Source organism: Archangium violaceum (assembly GCF_016887565.1).
In the GTDB taxonomy this organism is placed as follows: Bacteria; Myxococcota; Myxococcia; order Myxococcales; family Myxococcaceae; genus Archangium; species Archangium violaceum_B.
Genome location: NZ_CP069396.1, coordinates 2,559,772 through 2,578,715 on the forward strand (window position 1 = coordinate 2,559,772; position 18,944 = coordinate 2,578,715).

Here is an 18,944-nt window from a genome sequence, read left to right on the forward strand (position 1 = left end):
GGCGGGTGTACCGGATGGGACAGGGGAAGTGTCCCGGGCCGTTCACTCGCCCGGCGACTGGACGATGAGCTTCTCCTTGCCGCACACGTCGCAGCGCAAGTGGACGAAGAGGTCCTCCTCGCTCTCCTCGGGCACCTCGCCCTCGGGGACGCCCAGCTCGCTCTTGCCCAGCGCGGGCACCTTCTTGGGGATGTCCTCGGCGCTCAGCGACTGCACGTAGGTCATCTCCCGGTCGTGGCACTCGCGCGTCTCGGGGCCGGTGAGCCACGCGGGCTCCATGCCCTCGGGGAGCCGGCCGATGAGCTCCAGGTGCGAGAGGGCCTCGGCCAGGTACGCCAGGCGGCGCAGCCGGGCCTCCTCGGGGAGGGCGGCGAACACCTGGAAGCCCTCGAGCAGCGCCTGCCGGTCCTCGCCGGTGGCCAGCTGCGCCAGCTCCATGGCGGCGTCGGCGGACTCCAGGGCCTCCTCCCAGTTGTTCTCCGGGGTGAAGCCGGCCTCCAGCAGCGCGGTGTACAGCTGCGTGGCGGCGAGCCGGCGGCGCACCTCGTGGGTGTGCTCCACCACCTCCTGGGGGAGCCGCAGCTCCAGCAGGGCGCCCGTGGTGCGCGGGTCCACCGAGCCGGTGAGGTCATCCACCTGCAGCTCCTCGCGCAGGGCGCCCTTGATGGCCTTGGCCGCGGAGAAGCGGAAGGAGGGCACCACGCCCACCTCGCGCAGGTACATGGCGGCGAGGTTGGCGTCCTTGGAGCCCATGCGCAGCGAGCGCTGGGCGCGCTCCACGGCGCCGGGGTCCGCGGCGGGCTTCTTGTTCTCCAGGCGCGTCTTCACCGACTCGCGGTAGAGCGTCTCCAGGGAGGAGCCAGGGGGCAGGCGCGCGGGCAGTAGCGGGCGCAGGCCGGGCACGTCCAGCACCCAGAGGGGCGGGGCGCCGAGGCGCTTGAGGGCGCGGAAGAAGAGCTGACCCGGGTTGTCCTGGGGCTTGAAGGGGGGCAGCTCGTTCTCCGAGGGCTGCTCGGCGGCGGGCGCCAGGAGGGCACCGGGGCCCATCACCCGGTCGCGCTGCTCGCGGGTGAAGGCGGTGATGCCCTGCACCGGGGGAGGCGGGGGAGGTGGGGGCTCCTGACCATCCAGGCCGGTGACGCGGTCCATGTCCACGTCCTCGAAGTCCGCCTCGTCCACGCCCTTGGCGCCGGTGAAGTCACAGCGCAGCAGCTTGAGCTTCTCGAAGGTGGCGCCCTCCAGGTTGGCGCCCCGGAAGTCACAGTCCTGGAGGCGGCCGCCGTGGAAGTAGGCGTTGGAGAGGTCCGTGTCGCGGAAGTTCACCTTGGACAGGTCGCAGCGCTCCCACTCACTGCCCACCAGTCCCAGACCCGACAGGTCGGCATTGGCGGAGAAGAGCTGGGTGAAGGTCGCGCCCGTGTGCTCGGTGGGCACCTTGCCGGCCTTGCGCAGTCGGTTCCATTCCGCGCTTCCGTTCTGAAGGAGCTGTTCAATCGTGGGGGCTTTCGGCATGGACCCGAATTTATCGGTGTGGTGAGGTCCGTACGCCAGTCAAATGATCGAGTTCCGAATCGAGGAAGACAGCGCGGGCATGCGGTTGGACAAGTTCCTCCGCAAGAAGCTCGCGAACGTGCCCACCTCCCACCTCTTCAAGATGATTCGCGTGAAGAAGGTACGGGTGAACGGCAAGCGGGCTCAGCCCGAGCAGCCCCTTGCGGCCGGAGACACCATCTCCATCCGGGGGACACAGGAGCAGCTGCTCGCGCCGGCCGGCCCCGAGGAGCGCAAACCCCCACCCCCACCCCCCGTGGACCCCAGCGAGCTGGTCATCCTCATGGAGGATGACTGGATGATGGCGGTGGACAAGCCGAGTGGGATGGCCGTCCACACCGGGAGTGGCATCACCGGGGGGACGCTGGTGGACTACGTCCGGGCCCACCTGGGGCCCAAGGCGGTGAGAAACGACTTCGCGGCCAGCCCCGCTCACCGGCTGGACAGGGAGACGAGCGGCGTCATCCTGGTGGCCAAGCGCCGGCCGGCGATGGTCCACTTCACGGAACTCTTCACCAACGGACACCCCCGCAAGAGGTATCTGACACTGGTCAAAGGGAAGATGCCGAAGGATTCGGGCGTCATTAACCTCCCGCTCGCCGAACACCAGCAGACGGCCGAGTCCAAGGCCCGTCGCGGGGTGAACATGCAGGAGGCCGTGACGCGATGGAAGGTCATCAAGCAGTCGGGCGAGGCAGCCCTCCTCTCCTGCGTCATCGAGACCGGACGCACTCATCAGATAAGAAGGCATCTGGCCGCCATCGGACATCCGGTGGCGGGGGACAAGAAGTACGGTGACTTCGCCTTCAATCGGGAAGTCCGGGCCCGGTGGGGCCTGAAGCGTTTGTTCCTGCACGCCGAGTTCATCGAATTTCCCCACCCGGCTCATGGGGGCAAGGTGGCGGTGGAGGCGCGAATGCCCCCGGAGTTGAAGGACGTGTTGAAGCGAGCCGCGCTGGAACCCTCATGAGTATGAATTCCGACAAGACCGATCGCTCCCAGTCGAAGCTGGTGCTCGACGGCGTGCCCCCGAAGCGCCGCTGGTGGGTGCGCCTCTTGAAGTTCGCCGCATGGGCGACACTCACGGGCGCCACCGCCGCGGCGGTGGCCGTGGTGGGGGTGTACTACCACTTCTCCCAGGGGCTGCCGGAGATCCCCAAGGTGGACCAGTACTGGCCGCCCATCGTCACCGAGGTCTACACGGATGACGCGGTGCTGGCCGGCGAGTTCTACCACCAGCGGCGCAAGGTGGTGCCCTACGAGCGCATCCCCAAGCGGCTGGTGCAGGCCTTCATCGCCAGCGAGGACTCCAGCTTCTTCGACCACCACGGCGTGGACGTGTTGGGCACGGCGCGCGCCGGCTCCAAGACGATCATGAAGAAGCTGGGCCTGGGCGGCAGCATGCAGGGTGGCTCCACGCTGACGCAGCAGACGGCGAAGGCCGTGCTCATCGGCGCCGAGGGCTACGAGAAGGCCACCGCCAAGAACCTCACGCGCAAGATTCGCGAGGCCATCCTCGCCCGGCGCCTGGAGGAGGCGCTGACGAAGGAGGAGATCCTCTACCTCTACCTCAACAACGTGTTCCTCGGGCACCACAGCTATGGCGTGCAGAGCGCGGCGGAGAACTACTACCGCAAGGACGTGCGCGACCTGACGCTGGGGGAGATGACGCTCATCGCGGGCCTGCCCCAGGCGCCCAGCCGCTACTCGCCCTTCCTGCGTCCGGAGGCGGCGAAGAAGCGCCGCTCGTACGTGCTGCGCCGCATGTTCGACGAGGGGATGATCTCCGCGGAGGAGCGCAAGCAGGCCGACGAGGAGCCGGTGCGGGTGTACCCGGTGGAGGACGTCTTCCACGAGTTCGCCCCGTTCTTCACCGAGCAGGTGCGCCGCGACGTGGTGGAGCGCTACACCAACAAGGTGCTGCTCAACGAGGGTCTGAAGATCTTCGCCACCATGGACAGCGAGCGTCAGCGCGGCGCGCAGGAGGCCGTGCTCGACGGGCTGATGTCCATCGACAAGCGGCAGGGCTTCCGCGGGCCGGTGCTGCAACTGGGCACGGAGCAGGAGCGCAAGGCCTTCATCGAGAAGTCCACCAAGGTGATGGGGGACGAGAAGCTCCAGGAGAACAAGCTGTACGTGGGCGTGGTGACGCGGGTGGATCCGGACGGCCAGGGAGCGGATGTTCAGGTGGGTCCGCACAAGGGCCTGCTGCCGCTGCTGGGCATGCGCTGGGCGCGCAAGGTGAACCCCGAGGGGTACTACCCGGGGCTGATGCTCACCTCCGTCAAGCGCGTGCTGACCGTGGGAGACGTCCTCGTGGTGCGCCACGTGGTGCAGAAGGAGCTCACGGACGACAACGTCCAGTTCGACCGGAAGCTGGACAAGGAGGTTCCCCAGGGCGTGCCGCTCTTCCGGCTGGAGCAGGAGCCGGAGCTGCAGAGCGCGCTGGTGTCCATTGATCCGCACCGCCAGTACCTCACGGCGATGGTGGGCGGGTACGACTTCGACGCGAACGAGTTCAACCGGGCCTTCCAGGCGTGCCGCCAGCCGGGCAGCTCCTTCAAGCCGCTGGTGTACTCGGCGGCGCTGGAGCAGCTGGGGTGGACGGGCGCCACCATCATCGTGGACTCGCCCATCGTCGAGCACGATCCGGAGAGCGGCGTGAGCTGGAAGCCGGACAACTACAGCGAGGAGTTCCAGGGAGACGTGCTGCTGCGCACGGCGCTGGTGAACTCGATGAACATCCCCGCGGTGAAGACGTTCGCGGCGGTGGGCGTGAAGAACATGGCCGCGTGGAGCGAGAAGCTGGGCCTCACCACGCCGATGAACATGGACTTCTCGGCGGCGCTGGGCTCCTCGTGCGTGTACCCGTACGACCTGGCCAACGTGTACGCCACCTTCGACCGCTACGGCCGCAAGAAGCCCACGTACTTCATCCGCAAGGTGGAGGACCGCTTCGGGCGCACGCTGGAGGACCACACGGCGTACGACGACGCGTGGGCGCCGCTGCAGGACCGGGTGGCCGCGGGTTATGCGCGCATGTTCGAGCCGGGCGAGCAGGTGATGAGCCCCGAGACGGGCTTCATCCTCACCTCGCTCTTGCGTGGCGTGGTGCAGGAGGGCACGGGCGGGCCGGCGCAGAAGCTGGGCAAGCCGGCGGCGGGCAAGACGGGAACGACGAACGACTCGTTCGACACGTGGTTCGCCGGCTTCACGCGCGACCTGGTGACGGTGACGTGGGTGGGCTACGACAAGAACGAGCACCCGCTGGGCCGCTACGAGACGGGTGGCCGCGCGTCGCTGCCCATCTGGCTGAGCTACATGAAGACGGCGCTGGCGGCCCGGCCCCAGGCCGAGTTCTGGCCGCCCGAGTGGCTGCGCGACGACATGAGGCTGCTGCGCATCGACAAGAAGACGGGGAAGCTCGCCTCCTCGGGGACGAAGGACGCCGTCAACATCTGGTTCAAGAAGGGCACGCAGCCCGAGGACGTGGCCCCGGAGAAGGGCCAGGTGGGCACGCAGGAATTCCTCATGGGCGCGCCGTAGCGGCGCGCCCGTGGGGGGCGCCACCGTGCCTCAGCGCATCTTGCGCATGGTGGCGTCGAAGAGGGCGTTGGGCATCCACTTGAGCAGGCCCATGGCGCTGGCCATCTGCCAGGGGAAGGCATACTCGGCCTCCCCTCGGAGGATGGCCTTGGCCATCAGCTCCACGGCCTCCTCCGTCTCCAGGAGGAAGGGCATGGGGAACTTGTTCTGGGCGGTCATCTCGCTCTTCACGAAGCCGGGGTAGATGCAGGAGACGCGCACGCCGGTGCCCTTGAGGTCCACGCGCAGGCTCTCCATGAAGGTGGAGAGGTAGGCCTTGGAGGCGGAGTAGGCGGCGTTGCGCCCCAGGCCCCGGTAGGCGGCGAGGCTGGCCACGCCCACCACGTGTCCGCGCTTGCGCTCCACCATGCGCGGGAGCACGGCGCAGAGGGTGGCGGCGGCGCCGATGACGTTGACGTCGATGAGCTGTTTGACCACCTCCCACTTGATGCGCCTGGCGTTGGTCTCGATGCCGGCGCCGGCGTTGGCGACGATCAGCTCCAGACCGCCGCAGGAGTCATCCAGCTCGCGGATGCGCGCGAGGGTGGTATCCGCGTTGGTGACGTCCAGCTCCACGGGCTCCACGGTGGCGCCGGCCGCGCGGGCCTCGTTGGCGAGCGCCTCCAGGTTCTCGCGGCGCCGGGCCGCGGCGTACACCTTGACGCCGCGCCGGCCGAACCAGAGCGCCAGCCCGCGTCCCAGGCCGCTCGAGGCTCCCGTGATCAGCGCCGTCCGATAGCTCATCTCCGCCATGTTGCTCCCTCCGGGTGTGCACGCCTTCCTGCCATGGAAGGGCGGGGGAGGGGAGAGAAAGCGACGCGGTGCGGCAAGCGGCACGTGTGGGTATTCCATGGAGCTGACTACCCGACAGGGGGTAATCGGAACTTGGAGGAATCCCCATGAGGCCGAGCTGGATGGCCGTGGCGCTGATGCTCCTCGCCGGTTGCGGCACTGCCACCCACGTCGTGCGTTTGGACACGGGGCAGGACAAGCCCCTCGTCTTCACCCCCCGCGATGGCCAGCATTTCGTGCGGCTGCGCGAGAGTGAGTTCAAGGAGTCGCTGGCGGAACTGGCCCGGGACGTGCGGCCTGGCTCGCTGCCCACGCGGCGTGCCCGGGAGTTGATGTTCGAGTCCTGGCGACAGGAGGTGTACCTGGAGTGGATGGGACGGCGCCTGGTGCCCGACGCCCTGGACTCGCGAGGGTTCAGGCTGGTCTCGGACGAGGATGAGCTGACGCGAGGCTATGGGCGTTGGTGCGAGCGACGGCATGAGCGGCGAGACTGTTTCTTGCTGCTGAGGGACACCCCCTCGCTCGACGCGGATGGGCGATACACGCTGGCGATGGCCATCGCCACGGATGCGGTGTGGAGCGAGACGAAGCAGGCTCTGGCGGACATGGCGGATCCGGAGATGGTGCGGGTTGGCATCGTATCCGCGATGGCCATGTACATGATGCTCTGGGCACTGCCCGAGCCCGTTTCAAAAGGCATCGCGGCCACGCTGACGGCTGGGCTCATCGCGTACCTGGGAATCGACACGGTGTGGGGCCTCATCGGTGGCTGGATGAGGCTGGTGGAGGAGGTGGAGCGGGCCAAGACCTTCGAGGAGTTACGGGAGGCGGGCGAGCGGTACGGGAAGGTGATGGGGAGGCACGCGGCGCGGGTCTTCGTGCTACTGGCGACGGCGGCCATCGGTAACACGTCGGGACTGGCGGCGAAGGGGCCAGGGCTGCCCGGCTACTCCCAGGCGGCGGTGCTGGCGGAGTCACAGGGCGGCTTCCGGTTGGTGGCATTGGGCGAGGTGCACTCGGTGGCCGTGTCCGCCGAGGGCACCTTCTCCATCGCGCTCGCGCCACACGCGGTTGCCATGTCGGTTCGAGGCACTGGTGCTGGAAACCCACCAATGCCGGGTCCTGTCACCAATGAGGAGGGTGGTGGAGAAGGTCTCAAGAACATCTACAATGGAGTGAAGAATGCTCCGGGCTATCCACCCAGCTTCAGAGGCGCCCAGAACGGAACGACCACTCATCCCGTGACCGACAAGGCACTGATGGAAAAACTACGGCAGGTCGAGCCGGGTCATTGGCGGAAGGTATACAGGGATGGCTGGATTGGAAATGACAAGGTTTCACTCCATTATTTCGAGAGCCCATCGGGAAAGGTGTTCAACTTCAAAATCAAACGCGGGTGGAGCAACCCATGAGCAAATCCCCTCCTGACGAGGGTGCGTCGCGGGCGGAATTGTGGTTCCGGGCAGAGGGGCGCGAGGATGCACAGGTGCTCATTGCCCTGACCGCTCTGGGGATGTGCCGCGCGCTAAGCGCGGGGGCGATCAGTCCGGCCTATGCCTGTCACCGGCTTTTCGGACCCGCCCTGCTGGCGGAGCTCGAGCAGATGGGCGCGCATCCCGAGCTTCGCGATGCCATCCATCTCGCCACCGAGCTCGAGGATGTGGCCGACATCATTCCGGACAAGCTTTCCAACTCCATCGCCGAGGTGGAGACCCGACTCATGAAGGTCCTGAGGGTCCTGCCATCAAATGAGCTCGCCGGGGAGAAGTGGTTGGCATGGCCCGACGCGGAGCGCGTCGGGCATCGGGCCGACAGATACAGGCAGTGAGCGTCGCATCCTCACCGCTGCAGGATGTTCTGCACCGTCTTGATGGCCTGGGTCTGGTCGGTGGACGTCTCGAGCTTGTGCACGTGCGGCACGGTCACGCCCTTCTGGGCCGCGGGCCGCTGCTCGATGGCCGCCAGCCAGCGTTGCAGGTTCGGCAGCCCGTCGACGGACACGCCCGCCCATCCGTGGATGCGCACCCAGGCCCAGTTCGCGATGTCGGCGATGCTGTAGTCCCCCGCCAGGTACTCGCTCTCTCCGAGCCGCGTATCCAGCACCGTGTAGAGCCGCCGCGTCTCGTTCTGGTAGCGCTCGATGGCCGCGGGAATCTTCTCCGGGAAGTAGCGGAAGAAGACGTTGGCCTGTCCCTGCATGGGGCCTACGCCCGCCATCTGGAACATCAGCCACTGCGTCACCCGCGAGCGCCCCTTCCGGTCCGCCGGCAGCAGCTTCCCCGCCTTCTCCGCGAGGTACAGCATGATGGCCCCCGACTCGAACACCGCGAAGTCTGCCTCCTCGCGGTCCACGATGGCCGGGATGCGCCCGTTGGGATTGATCTTCAGGAACCAGGGCTGCTTCTGCACGCCCTTGCCGATGTCCACCGGGTGCACCGTGTAGGGCAGCCCCAGCTCCTCCAGCGTGACGGATACCTTCCAGCCATTGGGCGTCGCCCAGGTGTACAAGTCGATCATCGGCCAGCTCCTCTCGGGTGGGCGGGTGCTCAGGCCCCGAACAGGTTGCGCAGCACCTCGCGGTGGTAATTGGTACTGCCCACGTGCGTGGAATGCCACTTCGCCGACTGGCTCAGCCGGTTGACCACCGCCTCGAACTCGGCCTGGCTCACGTCCCGCAACGACATGTACAGGCGCGTCGCCCCCTTCAGGTACGAGAAGAGCGGGTGCGGGTCATCCCCGTCCGGCCTCCGCCGCAGCTGGCGATAGAGCCGCTCGAACTCATCGTCCGTCTCGGCCTTACCGGTGGCCGCGCAGTAGTTGGCCGCCGTCGACTCCAACAGCAGGAAGAAGGGCTGGTACTGCGGCGGCGGCGTCCGGGACAGGTCCGGCGGCAACGCCGAGCCCGTCCATAGCTTCGACAGGGGCTGGAGCGTCACCAGCATCAGCCCCTCGTTGCCCATCACCGGCACCTCGGTGCCCAGCTTCATCACCTTCTTGTTCTCGTCGCGCTGGATGGCCACCCGCAACAGCTCGGGTTGATCCACCTTCAGTCCCGCGCGCTGCAACCTCTCCACGGCTTCACGATCCACGTCTCACCCCATCACCCTCGAATGTCCTCGGGGTCTCCTCACCCGCGCAGCACGGACCAGTAGGGCCTGAGTGCCTCGCGGCTGCTCCGCAGCGCCGCCGCCGCCTCCCGCGAGACCCCTCCCGGGAAGCTGTCCTTCGCCTCTCCCGCCATCACCTCCACGCAGCAGTGCACCGAGCGAGCGAGGCCCTCCAGCGAGTAGCCCCCCTCCAGAAACAGCACCAGCTTTCCTCCGCACGCGCTCTGCGCCAGCTCCAGCATGTCCGTGCACATGGCCGCGAAGCCGCGCTCGGTGAGCACCATGCCCCCGATGGGGTCCCTGTGGTGCGCGTCGAAGCCCGCGGACACCAGCACCACGTCCGGCTTGTAGGCCTGCGCCACCGGCAGGAAGAGGTCCTGGTAGATCGCCCCGTAATCCGCGTCCGTCGAGCCTCCCGGCAGCCCGCAGTTGAGGGTGTAGCCCTCGCCCGGGCCCTCGCCCACGTCGTGCGGCGCGCCCGTGTCCGGGTAGTAGGGGTACTGGTGCACCGACATGTAGAGCACGTCCCGCCGCTTCCAGAAGGCCGCCTGCGTGCCGTTTCCATGGTGCACGTCCCAGTCCAGGATGAGCACCCGCTCGGCACCCTGTCGGCGCGCGGCCTCCGCGGCGATGGCCACGTTGTTGAAGAGGCAGAAGCCCATGGCCTTGTCCGGCTCGGCGTGGTGTCCCGGGGGCCGCACCAGCGCGAAGGCGTTGCTCGCCCGCCCCGACATCACCTCCTCCACCGCCTGCACCGACGCCCCCGCCGCCAGCACCGCCGCGTCGTAGCTGTCCGGTGACGTCAACGTGTCCGGATCGACCACCTCGTGCCGCCCTCGCAGCCCCTTGAGGTACTCGCGCAGTCGCGGTGTGTGTACGGCCGCCAGCTCCTCCTCGGTGGCCGGGCGAGGGACCCGGCGCTCGATTCCCCAGACGGGCTTGCGCTCCAACAGATCCAGGATGTGCGCCAGCCGCGCCGGCCGCTCGGGATGGTCCTCGCCCGGGTCGTGTTTGAGGAAGAGCGGGTCGGTCAACAGCAGCGTCTGGGTCATGGCGCGGGCTCCCACCCATCCAGTATGGCGTGAGCGGAGCCCGGATGCCCGCCCTCTCTCTCTCCGGCCAGGGAAGGGGCGAGGCCCACCGCCAGACGGACCGCCGGTTTCTTGCTCTCGCGGGGTCAACCTTCCTACAGTCCCGTGGCCTTGGTCCGACGCCTCAAGAAACCCGGTCTCCGGGTCACCCTCTTCGTCACCTTCACGCTGGCCCTGGCCTTCATTCTGGGGGCCCTCCACCTGTCCATCTCCTGGATGGTCTCGGACTATCTCGAGACGAGACTCCTGGATCATGGCCGAGCCAAGGCCCGGGAGCTCGCGCGGGGCCCCATCCAACAGGGGGCCGACCCGCATGACACGCGGGCCATGCGCGCCATTGGCTATCTGCCGGAAGCCGATGACGACTTCACGTACGCCGCCATCATCTCTGGCACCGGGGACATCCTCCTCGACGGAGGCGAGCGGCCCGCGCAGCTCGAGTCCGTGCTGGTCAAGGTCGTCCAGCCGGGGTCACCTCCGATCGTCGAGCTGTCCAATGGGGACGTGCTCGTGTCCGAGGTGGTGCCCTCCGAGGGCGAGGCGATGCCGCGTCGGATCGTCGTGGCGGTGGACTTCTCGCCCCTGCGGGACATCCTGGGCCAGCTCACCTTCCTGTTGATTGGAGCCTTCATCATCGGCCTGGGGCTGGTGGTGGGGCTCATCTACGTCGTCACCCACAGGCTCATCCTCAAGCCGCTGGAGCGGATGATGGCGGTGGCGCGCAAGATGGCCGAGGGAGACCTGTCCGGCCGCGTGGTGGCGATGGACAACAGCACCGGGGGCGAGCTGGGCCAGCTGGCCGAGGCGCTCGACGGCATCGGCCAGTCGCTGCGCAAGACGCTCGGTCAGGTGCGCGGCGTGTCCGAGGTCGTCTCCAACGTCATCGAGCAGCTCTCGCGCGCGGGCACCACCGTGTCCTCGGGTGCCTCCACCATCCAGGGGCGCGTGGAGGAGACGTCCTCCTCCATGGAGCAGATGCTGGCCAGCTTGCGCGGCATCGCGGAGAACGTGGAGGTGCTCTACCAGAGCGCCGAGGAGAGCAGCTCCTCCATCATGGAGATGGCGGCCACCAACGACGAGGTGGCGGAGAACGTCCAGGCCATGGCCGCCAGCGTGGAGGAGACCACCAGCGCCATCGAGGAGATGACCTTCTCCATCAAGGAGGTCGCCAAGAACATCGACGAGCTGCGCGACTCCACCGAGGAGACGTCCACGTCCATCAGCCAGATGGACAGCTCCATCGGCCAGGTGGAGGCCAACGCCAACGAGACGGCGCGCCTGTCCGAGCAGGTGTCCGAGGACGCCCAGACGGGCGTGGAGGCCCTGCGCAAGACGATGCACGGCCTGGACCGCATCAAGGAGTCCACCCGTGGCGCCTCGGGCGTCATCGACAGCCTGGGCCGGCGCATCTCGGAGATCGGCAACATCCTCAACGTCATCGACGACGTGGCCGAGCAGACCAACCTGCTGGCGCTCAACGCCGCCATCATCGCCGCGCAGTCGGGCGAGCACGGCAAGGGCTTCGCGGTGGTGGCCGATGAAATCAAGGACCTGGCCGAGCGCACGGGTGCGTCCACCAAGGAGATCGCCGACCTCATCAGCCGGGTGCAGGACGAGAGCCGCAACGCGGTGCAGGTGATGAACCAGGGCGTGCGCAACGTGGAGGAGGGCGTGAACCTGGGCCGCGAGGCGGAGAGCACCCTGCGGAAGATCAACGACAGCGCGCAGAAGTCCACGCAGATGGTGAAGGCCATCGCCCGGGCGACGGTGGAGCAGTCCAAGGGCAGCAAGCAGGTGACGCAGGCCATCCACCGCATCTCCGAGACGGTGTTGATGATCTCCAAGGCCTCCAACGAGCAGGCCAAGGGCGGCGAGCAGATCATGAACAGCGCCGAGCGGATGAAGGCCATCACCGCCCACGTGCAGCGCAGCAGCCAGGAGCAGGCGCACGGCAGCAAGCAGATCACCCGCTCCATCGAGAACATCAACGAGATGGTCACCCACCTGAACCGGGCCCAGAAGGAGCAGACCAAGGGCAGCGAGCAGGTGCTCAAGGCGGTGGAGGCCATCAAGGGCGTGTCGGACCACCAGACGCGCTCGGTGAAGGCGCTGGAGGAGGCCATCGACAGCCTGCAGAGGCAGTCCGAAGTGCTCCGCGCCGAGATCCGGCGCTTCAAGGTGTGAGGGGAGGGGCTCCGTGAGCTCCCGTGCCGTCTCCGAGCGTGCCGTCGTCTTCCTGATCGGCGCGGTGCAGTTCGTCAACATCCTCGACTTCGTGATGGTGATGCCGCTGGGGCCCGATTTCTCGGCGGGACTGGGCATCGCCACCAGCCACATCGGCACCATCGGCGCGGCGTACACGGCGGCGGCGTGTGTGGCGGGAGTGGTGGGCAGCTACTTCCTGGACCGGTTCGACCGGCGCAAGGCGCTGGCGGTGGCCATGCTGGGACTGGTGGTGGGCACGGCGGCGGGGGGCTTCGCCACGGGGCTGACGTCGCTGCTGGTGGCGCGGGCGATGGCGGGTCTGTTCGGCGGTCCGGCCACGTCGCTGGCGCTGTCCATCATCGCGGATCTCATCCCGGCGGAGCGGCGCGGGCGGGCCATGGGCGCGGTGATGGGGGCCTTCTCGGTGGCGTCCGTGCTGGGCGTCCCCATGGCGATCAAGGTGGCGGGCTGGGTGGACTGGCGCATGCCCTTCTTCGGGGTGGCGGGCCTGGGTTTGTTGCTGGCGGCCGCGGCCATCTTCTTCCTGCCGCCGATGCGCGGGCACCTGGAGCGCGAGCAGGTCCACAAGGTGAGCGTGCGCGAGCTGTTCACCCGCTCGGACGTGCTCCTCTCCTACACGATGGCGACGCTGATCAACGTCGCGGGCTTCCTGGTCATCCCCCATCTGTCGACCTACGTGCAGAACAACCTGGGCCAGCCACGTGACCAGGTCGAGGCCATCTACTTCGTCGGCGGGCTGGTGAGCTTCGTGACGCTGCGGATCGCGGGCAAGGCGGTGGATCGGCTGGGCTCGTTCCGCGTGGGGACGGTGGGGGTGATGCTGTTCATGTGCACCATCTACGCCGTCTTCCTCTTCCCGACGTCCGGCCCGCCCCTGATGCTCCTCTTCGCGTGCTTCTTCCTGTCCAACGGGGTGCGCAACGTGGCGTACAGCACGCTCACCTCGCGCGTGCCCGAGCAGTCCATCCGCGCGCGCTTCATGTCCTTCCAGTCGGCCGTGCAGCACCTGGGGGCCGCGGCCGGTGCTTTCCTGTCCTCTCAGATGCTGTTCGATCTGCCGGGCGGACAGCTGGGCGGGTTGAACCGGGTGGTGGAGGGGTCCATCCTCCTGTCTCTTACACTTCCGGTGATGTTCTTCCTGGTGGAGCGCCGGGTGAGGGCGCGCGACCAGGCGTCCGGCACCCCGCTGGCCACGGGAGCGCCCGTGGCCGTCGGGACCGGGGGCACTCCCCCCCGCTCCTGAAGCGGGGACCGGCCGGGCGTGGGGCTATTTGCCCCGGTCCGCGAGAGGGGGCAGGCGGACAGGGGCGGACCAATCGGGTTGCGCCCCGCCGCTCATGGCGCGATAACCCCGGAGCGGCTTTTCTGGAGCTCCCCGCTCATGTTCAACATCGGCGCAGGCGAACTTGTCTTCATCCTGGTGGCGGCGCTGCTCGTGCTCGGGCCGCAGCGGCTGCCGGAGTTCGCGCGGGCCATCGGCAAGTTCGTGCGCGAGTTCCGCCGGCAGACCGATGAGGTCCGCACCGTGGTGGAGCGTGAGTTCTACAAGATGGACCAGGAGTTCCAGGAGGAGCCTCGCCCCCAGGTGCCCCTGGCCACTCCGGCGGCGCTGCCCTCCCCGGTGCCCGTGACGCCGCAGGTGACACCGGCCGTCACACCGGAGGCCCTGGCCACGGTCGCCACGCCGGTTGGCGAGGCCCCGGTCTCCGCGGTTGAACCTTCTCCTGCTTCCGAGCCGTCCGCCGCCGGAGCCGAGCAGCCAGACGCCCTGCCGCGTCTGGAGCCCATTCCGGGCACGGTGGCGCGCAACGCCTCCAAGAGCGGCTAGCCCTCGAGAGTCGCGACAGTGGATAACGATCTTCGGATGAGTCTGGCGGAGCACCTGACGGAGCTCCGCTCCCGCCTGCTCAAGTGCGTGGTGGCGGTGTTCGTGCTGGGCGCCGCGGCGATGGTGTTCGCCAAGCCCATCTTCGGCGTCCTGATGAAGCCGGTGCTGGACGCGCTGCCGCCCGAGGGGCGCGCGCTCGTCTACACCTCGGGCATCGAGGAGATCAACGTCCTGATGAAGGTGGGCGTCTACTGCGGCATCTTCCTGACGACGCCCGTCATCCTCGCGCAGATCTGGGGTTTCGTATCGCCGGGGCTCTACCCGGAGGAGCGCAAGTACGCGGGACCCTTCGTGTTCATGGGCACGCTGGCGTTCCTGCTGGGAGCGCTCTTCTGCTACTTCGCGGTGCTGCCCTCGATGTTCAGGTTCCTGCTCAACGACGAGCAGGGACTGGCCATCTCCCAGCGGCTGGACGTGGCGCGGCTGCGCGCGGACGACGCGCTGCGTTTCCTGCGGGTGGGTGACGCGGAGCGGGCGGGGAAGCTGGCCCAGGAGACGAGCGCGGCGCTGAAGGCGGACGGAGAGGGGAAGCTGGGCGAGGCCAACCGGCCGCCCTCGGAGAGCGTGGAGCTGGAGGCGCGGCTGGACGGGCTGGGGCGGCTGGTGGACGCGGCGGCGGACGGCTTCGGTGTGCCGGCGCGCAGCGTGCTACGGCAGGCGGTGGAGAAGCGGTCGGAGGCGGTGGAGGCGTACGCGAAGGAGAACTACGCCGCGTCGGCGAAGGCGATGGACGAGGCGGCGAGCCTGCTGGCCGGAGTGGCGCCCACGCGGGCCGAGGAGCTGGCGGGGCTGTGGAGGCTGGAGAAGGAGCTGGCGCTGGGCAAGGCGCGCTACGTGGCGGCGGCGTGGACGCGGCCGATGCTGACGATGAACGAGCAGCTCTCGCTGGTGCTGCTGCTCATCCTGTCCTTCGGCGTCATCTTCGAGCTGCCGCTGGTGATGGCGCTGCTGGGGGTGGTGGGCGTCGTGAGGGCGAGCTGGCTGATGAGGTACCAGCGGCACGCCTTCGTGGTGTGCCTCATCGCGGCGGCGATCCTCACGCCCACGGGTGACGTGGTGAACCTGTCGCTGATGGCCGGTCCGATGCTGCTCTGCTACGAGATGGGCGTGCTGGCCGTGTGGCTGATCGAGCGCAATCGGGCGAAGCAGGAATCGCAGACGGGCATCACCCCGACGCCGGGCGCGTGAGCCGGCAGAGGGGTTGGAGGGAGGACGAATACCCCGGGGTGTCATGGGCATGCTACGGAGGTAGGTGATGGACACCCCCCGCCGCCGCCTGGCGATGAACCTGCGCTACCTCGGTGCGCTGCTGCGTCGCTTCCGCACGACGGTGCTCATGGCCGTGTTGCTCTTCGGCTGCATGCCCCTGCTGTACCACTGGCGCCATGCCGGGCCGGACGGGCGCCCGGTGAGCCTGGGCAAGGCGCTGCGCCACGTCTACTTCCTGCTCTACGGGCAGCCCTCGTTGGACGTGGATGACACCCTGTTGATGGTCCTCGACATGCTCATCCCGCCGGTGGGCATCGCGGTGCTCGTCGACGGAGTGGTGCGCTTCGCCTATCTCTTCTTCGCCAGGCACCGGCAGGACAAGGAGTGGTTCGAGGTGATCGCCGAGACGTTCAAGGGGCACGTGGTGGTGTGTGGCGCGGGCAGGGTGGGGTACCGGGTGGTGGCGCAACTGCGCGCGCTCGGCAAGGACGTGGTGGTCGTGGAGAAGCGCGAGGAGGCGGCGTTCGTCTCCGTGCTGCGCGACGAGCAGGTGCCCCTGCTCATCGACGACATCCGCAGCCCCCAGTGCCTGCCTCGCACCAACGTGAAGAAGGCGGCCGCCATCGTCTGCGCCACGGACGACGATCTGGCCAACCTGAACATCGCCCTGGACGCCCGGCGCATGAACCCGAACATCCGCGTGGTCATCCGCCTCTTCGACGACGACCTGGTGGCCAAGGTGCGCGACACCTTCAAGGCCGAGGCTCTCAGCAGCTCCTCGCTGGCCGCCCCCGCCATGGCGCTGGCGGCGTTGGATCCGCGCATCATCCACTCGTTCCGCATCGGCTCCCACCTGATGGTGGTGTCCGTCTTCGAGGCGCGCGATGGGTTGCCGGGGATGACCATCTCGGAGGTGCGGGACCGCTTCGGAGGGCTGACGCTGTCCATGCGTCGGCGCGGGAGCCGCGATGAGTTCCTCCACCCCAATGGCGATACCCGCATCGAGGTGGGGGACGCGCTGACACTCCAGGCCGAATACAAGGACTACCGGCAGCTCCGCGCCTTCACGATGGAAGCGGAAGCCCCCGTCTTCGCCCATCGTGCCGAGTTCACGTCCTGAGTCAGCGGTCCGCGGGGCTCACTGGCCGCGGTGCCGGAGGCGCTCCACTTCGGCTTGCAGCTCCGCCACGCGCCGCTCCGCCTCCTCTCTCCGTTGTTCCTCCTCCTCGCGCTGTCGCGCCTCCGCGTCCGCTCGCTGCCGCACCTCCTCCAACTTCTCCCGCAGCCGCGCGAGCATTTCTCCCGACTCCAGCAGTAGCGCGTTGCCCGCCCACAGCCGCAACTCGTCCCCCGTCACCTCGAACTCCAGCCCCAACACCTCCGACACGTACCGGCCCTGTTTCGCCTCCAGCCGCTCGTACCGCCTCGCCTCGGGCGTGGCCAGCCGGTAGGCCTCCAGCCGCTGTCTCGACCGGTCGTAGATGAAGTACTCGGGGACGCCCAGCCGGGCGTAGCGCTCCACGTTGTACTCGGCGTCCTTCTTCCGGTCGCCGCCCACGTGCACCTCCAGCACCCAGTCCAGCCCCTTCCCCTCGTGGCTCACCACCCACTTGTCCCGCTCGTGCTGCTCCACATCCAGCACCGCCAGCAGGTCCGGCGCGAAGCGCCGTTCGCCCGGGTAGTACACCGGCAGCTCCGCCCCCAGGTACACCTTGCGCCGCTGGTGCGTGAAGTAACCCTCCAGCACGTCTAGCGTCTGCACCTTGGCCCGGAAGTGTCTGTCCCCCTCCGGCATCGCCATCTCGTCCCACGTCACCTCCCCGGGCAGTGACTCCACCACCCGGGCCCTCTCCTCCGGTCCCATCGCCTCCCACTCTTCCTGCGTCGGCGCCCGGGGGAAGGCGTCTCCACTCTCTTTCGCGTGCTGTCCCATGTCCCTGAGCCTGCGACGGGTGACCTCTCTGGTCAACCGCCCCCACGCTACTTCTCAGCAAGGAGCGGGCCGAGTGGACAATCCACCTGCCTCCGAGTGCACGGAGGCCGGGAGTAGCTCCTCCACGTTCCTGGCGTGGAGGGAACGTCTCCTTTCCTGGACGTTCCGCCTTCGGAGAGGGGACTACCGTGTCACCCCGGCCCGGGGCGCGCGAGTCACCGCGAGAGCTTCGGCCAGCACTCCCGCCACCGCCTCCTCGCCTCCCTCTCCCCTCCGTGACAGCGGTTCGCCTCCCGCGGGGGGCAGGGCGAGCGCGCGCCGCAGCAGCTCCTCCAGCGGCTCCCACTCGATGAGGAAGCCGTCATGCCCGTGGGGACTGGAGAGCTCGGCGTACTCCGCGTGGCGCCCGAGCGCGCGCAGGCGCTCCGTCAGCTTCTCCATGTGCTCGGGGTAGAAGAGCTGGTCCTGGTCGATTCCCACGCACAGCGCGCTCGCCCGGATGCGCGACACCCCCCACGTTCCGCCCGCGTCTCCTCGCGGCGTGCGCGAGAGATCGTGATGGTCCATCGCCCCCAGCAGCGCCAGGTAGGATTTCGCGTCGAAGCGCTCCCGCAGCTTCTCGCCCTGGTGCTCCAGGTAGCTCTGGATGGGGTAGAGCGCTCGCGGGGACCAGCCGCGCGCCCTCGTCTCCCCCGGCCGGGGTTGGTGTCTTCCCTGGCGTGACTCCAGTCCTGGCTCCGCGCGGTAGGTGAGCATGGCCAGCTGCCTCGCCACCTCCAGTCCCCTCGCCGGCGCCTCCGGGAAGTCGGGGTCCAGCAGCAGCGCCTGCCTCGCCACGTGGTTCCACCCCACCACCCATGTGCTCGCCACCTCGGCCGCGGCGATGGGACAGATGCGCTCGAAGCGCTCCGGCGCCAGCGCCGCCAGGCACAGGAGGATCATCCCTCCCAGCGAGCCTCCCGTGGCGAGTGACACCCGCTCGATTCCCAGCGCGTCCAGTGCCTGCAGGATGGCGCGCGCCTGGTCCCAGGGCGTGATGGTGGCTGGCAGGTGGTGCTCCTCGGGCCGCGCGTTTGCTTCGGCTCCGTGGTCTTCCACGCGCGACGGGAAGCCCTCGTCCGCCGGGCCCGAGCTCCCGTAACAGGAGCCCAGGTTGTTGAAGCACAGCAGGCGCACCCGCTCCGGATCCAGCGCCCGGCCCGCTCCGATGACCGGCTCCCACCATCCCCCCGCGTCTCCCGCTCTCATGTCTCCCGTGAGCGCGTGGATCAGCAGCACCGTGGGCACGGTGGCATCCGGGCTCCTGTGCTGGTTCTGGCGCGGCGTCTCGGCGAGCCGGCGCAGCTCCTCCTTCGTCCGGCGCACGACTCGAAGAGCGGTCTCGCGCACCGTCTCCTCCGGGAGCATGTGGGCCCGTGCTCTCAGCCACGGCAGGTCCTGCTCCGGTCCCCACCACCAGCCTCGCGCGGTGTGGGACGTGACTCGCGCTCCTGCTTCGAGCGGCAGGTCGGGAAGCGGCAGATCGAAGACTCGGGACGGTGTGGACATGGTGGGGTCCTGGT

At 68.4% G+C, this 18,944-nt stretch carries 16 protein-coding genes; 9 read left to right on the top strand and 7 right to left on the bottom strand.

Annotation, left to right across the window (positions count from 1 at the left end; all coding sequences use genetic code 11):
• Positions 1–42 precede the first annotated feature (42 nt).
• A complete protein-coding gene (locus JRI60_RS10645) occupies positions 43–1,512 on the bottom strand; it encodes a pentapeptide repeat-containing protein (RefSeq protein WP_204225733.1) in 1,470 nt (489 codons plus the stop codon).
• Between the two features lie 43 nt (positions 1,513–1,555).
• On the opposite strand from JRI60_RS10645, the gene JRI60_RS10650 reads away from it, so the two are divergent.
• Together JRI60_RS10650 and JRI60_RS10655 are read left to right on the top strand one after the other, a co-directional pair.
• Positions 1,556–2,521, top strand: coding sequence for an RluA family pseudouridine synthase (locus JRI60_RS10650; RefSeq protein WP_204225734.1), 966 nt, complete (start codon positions 1,556–1,558; stop codon positions 2,519–2,521).
• Entirely contained in the window at positions 2,518–5,097 is a 2,580-nt protein-coding gene (locus JRI60_RS10655) for a penicillin-binding protein 1A (protein ID WP_430384373.1), read from the top strand. The genes JRI60_RS10650 and JRI60_RS10655 overlap by 4 nt, the downstream gene beginning before the upstream one ends.
• A 30-nt stretch (positions 5,098–5,127) precedes the next feature.
• On the opposite strand, the gene JRI60_RS10660 is transcribed toward JRI60_RS10655, so the two are convergent.
• On the bottom strand, positions 5,128–5,889 hold the full coding sequence (locus JRI60_RS10660; protein ID WP_204225735.1) for an SDR family NAD(P)-dependent oxidoreductase: 762 nt from the start codon (positions 5,887–5,889) through the stop codon (positions 5,128–5,130).
• A 146-nt stretch (positions 5,890–6,035) separates the two neighbouring features.
• Here JRI60_RS10660 and sitA5 point away from each other — a divergent pair, with 146 nt between their 5' ends.
• The gene (gene sitA5 / locus JRI60_RS54450; RefSeq protein WP_204225736.1) at positions 6,036–7,340 is read left to right on the top strand and encodes a SitA5 family polymorphic toxin; all 1,305 of its coding nucleotides are present in this window, start codon (positions 6,036–6,038) and stop codon (positions 7,338–7,340) included.
• Positions 7,337–7,756, top strand: a complete 420-nt coding sequence (locus JRI60_RS10670) for a DUF3969 family protein (protein WP_204225737.1) — start codon at positions 7,337–7,339, stop codon at positions 7,754–7,756. The genes sitA5 and JRI60_RS10670 overlap by 4 nt, the downstream gene beginning before the upstream one ends.
• Before the next feature lie 11 nt (positions 7,757–7,767).
• Here the strand turns inward: JRI60_RS10670 and JRI60_RS10675 are convergent, their stop codons facing one another.
• From JRI60_RS10675 to JRI60_RS10685, 3 genes are read right to left on the bottom strand one after another with little or no spacing between them, the layout of a single operon-like run.
• Entirely contained in the window at positions 7,768–8,445 is a 678-nt protein-coding gene (locus JRI60_RS10675) for a glutathione S-transferase family protein (protein ID WP_204225738.1), read from the bottom strand.
• Positions 8,446–8,474: 29 nt separating this feature from the next.
• Positions 8,475–9,017 (bottom strand): hypothetical protein, encoded by a 543-nt coding sequence (locus tag JRI60_RS10680; RefSeq protein ID WP_204225739.1) that lies wholly within the window; start codon positions 9,015–9,017, stop codon positions 8,475–8,477.
• Between the two features lie 38 nt (positions 9,018–9,055).
• Positions 9,056–10,087: a histone deacetylase family protein gene (locus JRI60_RS10685; protein ID WP_204225740.1), complete on the bottom strand. Its 1,032-nt coding sequence runs from the start codon at positions 10,085–10,087 to the stop codon at positions 9,056–9,058.
• Between the two features lie 255 nt (positions 10,088–10,342).
• Between JRI60_RS10685 and JRI60_RS10690 the strand changes: the two genes are divergently transcribed.
• The 5 genes from JRI60_RS10690 to JRI60_RS10710 all read left to right on the top strand — a co-directional run bounded on the left by JRI60_RS10690 (position 10,343) and on the right by JRI60_RS10710 (position 16,569).
• Positions 10,343–12,310 carry a methyl-accepting chemotaxis protein gene (locus JRI60_RS10690; RefSeq protein ID WP_430384402.1) on the top strand — a complete coding sequence of 656 codons (1,968 nt, stop codon included), beginning with the start codon at positions 10,343–10,345 and terminating at the stop codon, positions 12,308–12,310.
• 13 nt (positions 12,311–12,323) lie between these two features.
• Positions 12,324–13,595 (top strand): MFS transporter, encoded by a 1,272-nt coding sequence (locus tag JRI60_RS10695; protein WP_239470452.1) that lies wholly within the window; start codon positions 12,324–12,326, stop codon positions 13,593–13,595.
• Positions 13,596–13,733: 138 nt separating this feature from the next.
• Positions 13,734–14,180, top strand: coding sequence for a Sec-independent protein translocase subunit TatA/TatB (locus JRI60_RS10700; protein WP_204225742.1), 447 nt, complete (start codon positions 13,734–13,736; stop codon positions 14,178–14,180).
• A 36-nt stretch (positions 14,181–14,216) separates the two neighbouring features.
• Positions 14,217–15,428 (top strand): twin-arginine translocase subunit TatC, encoded by a 1,212-nt coding sequence (locus tag JRI60_RS10705; protein WP_204228891.1) that lies wholly within the window; start codon positions 14,217–14,219, stop codon positions 15,426–15,428.
• Between the two features lie 67 nt (positions 15,429–15,495).
• A complete protein-coding gene (locus tag JRI60_RS10710) occupies positions 15,496–16,569 on the top strand; it encodes a potassium channel family protein (protein WP_204225743.1) in 1,074 nt (357 codons plus the stop codon).
• An 18-nt stretch (positions 16,570–16,587) separates the two neighbouring features.
• On the opposite strand, the gene JRI60_RS10715 is transcribed toward JRI60_RS10710, so the two are convergent.
• Together JRI60_RS10715 and JRI60_RS10720 are read right to left on the bottom strand one after the other, a co-directional pair.
• Complete coding sequence (locus tag JRI60_RS10715) at positions 16,588–17,382, bottom strand: Uma2 family endonuclease (RefSeq protein ID WP_204225744.1); 795 nt, start codon at positions 17,380–17,382, stop codon at positions 16,588–16,590.
• Positions 17,383–17,565: 183 nt separating this feature from the next.
• On the bottom strand, positions 17,566–18,930 hold the full coding sequence (locus JRI60_RS10720) for a homoserine O-acetyltransferase family protein (protein WP_204225745.1): 1,365 nt from the start codon (positions 18,928–18,930) through the stop codon (positions 17,566–17,568).
• Between the last annotated feature and the right edge of the window lie 14 nt (positions 18,931–18,944).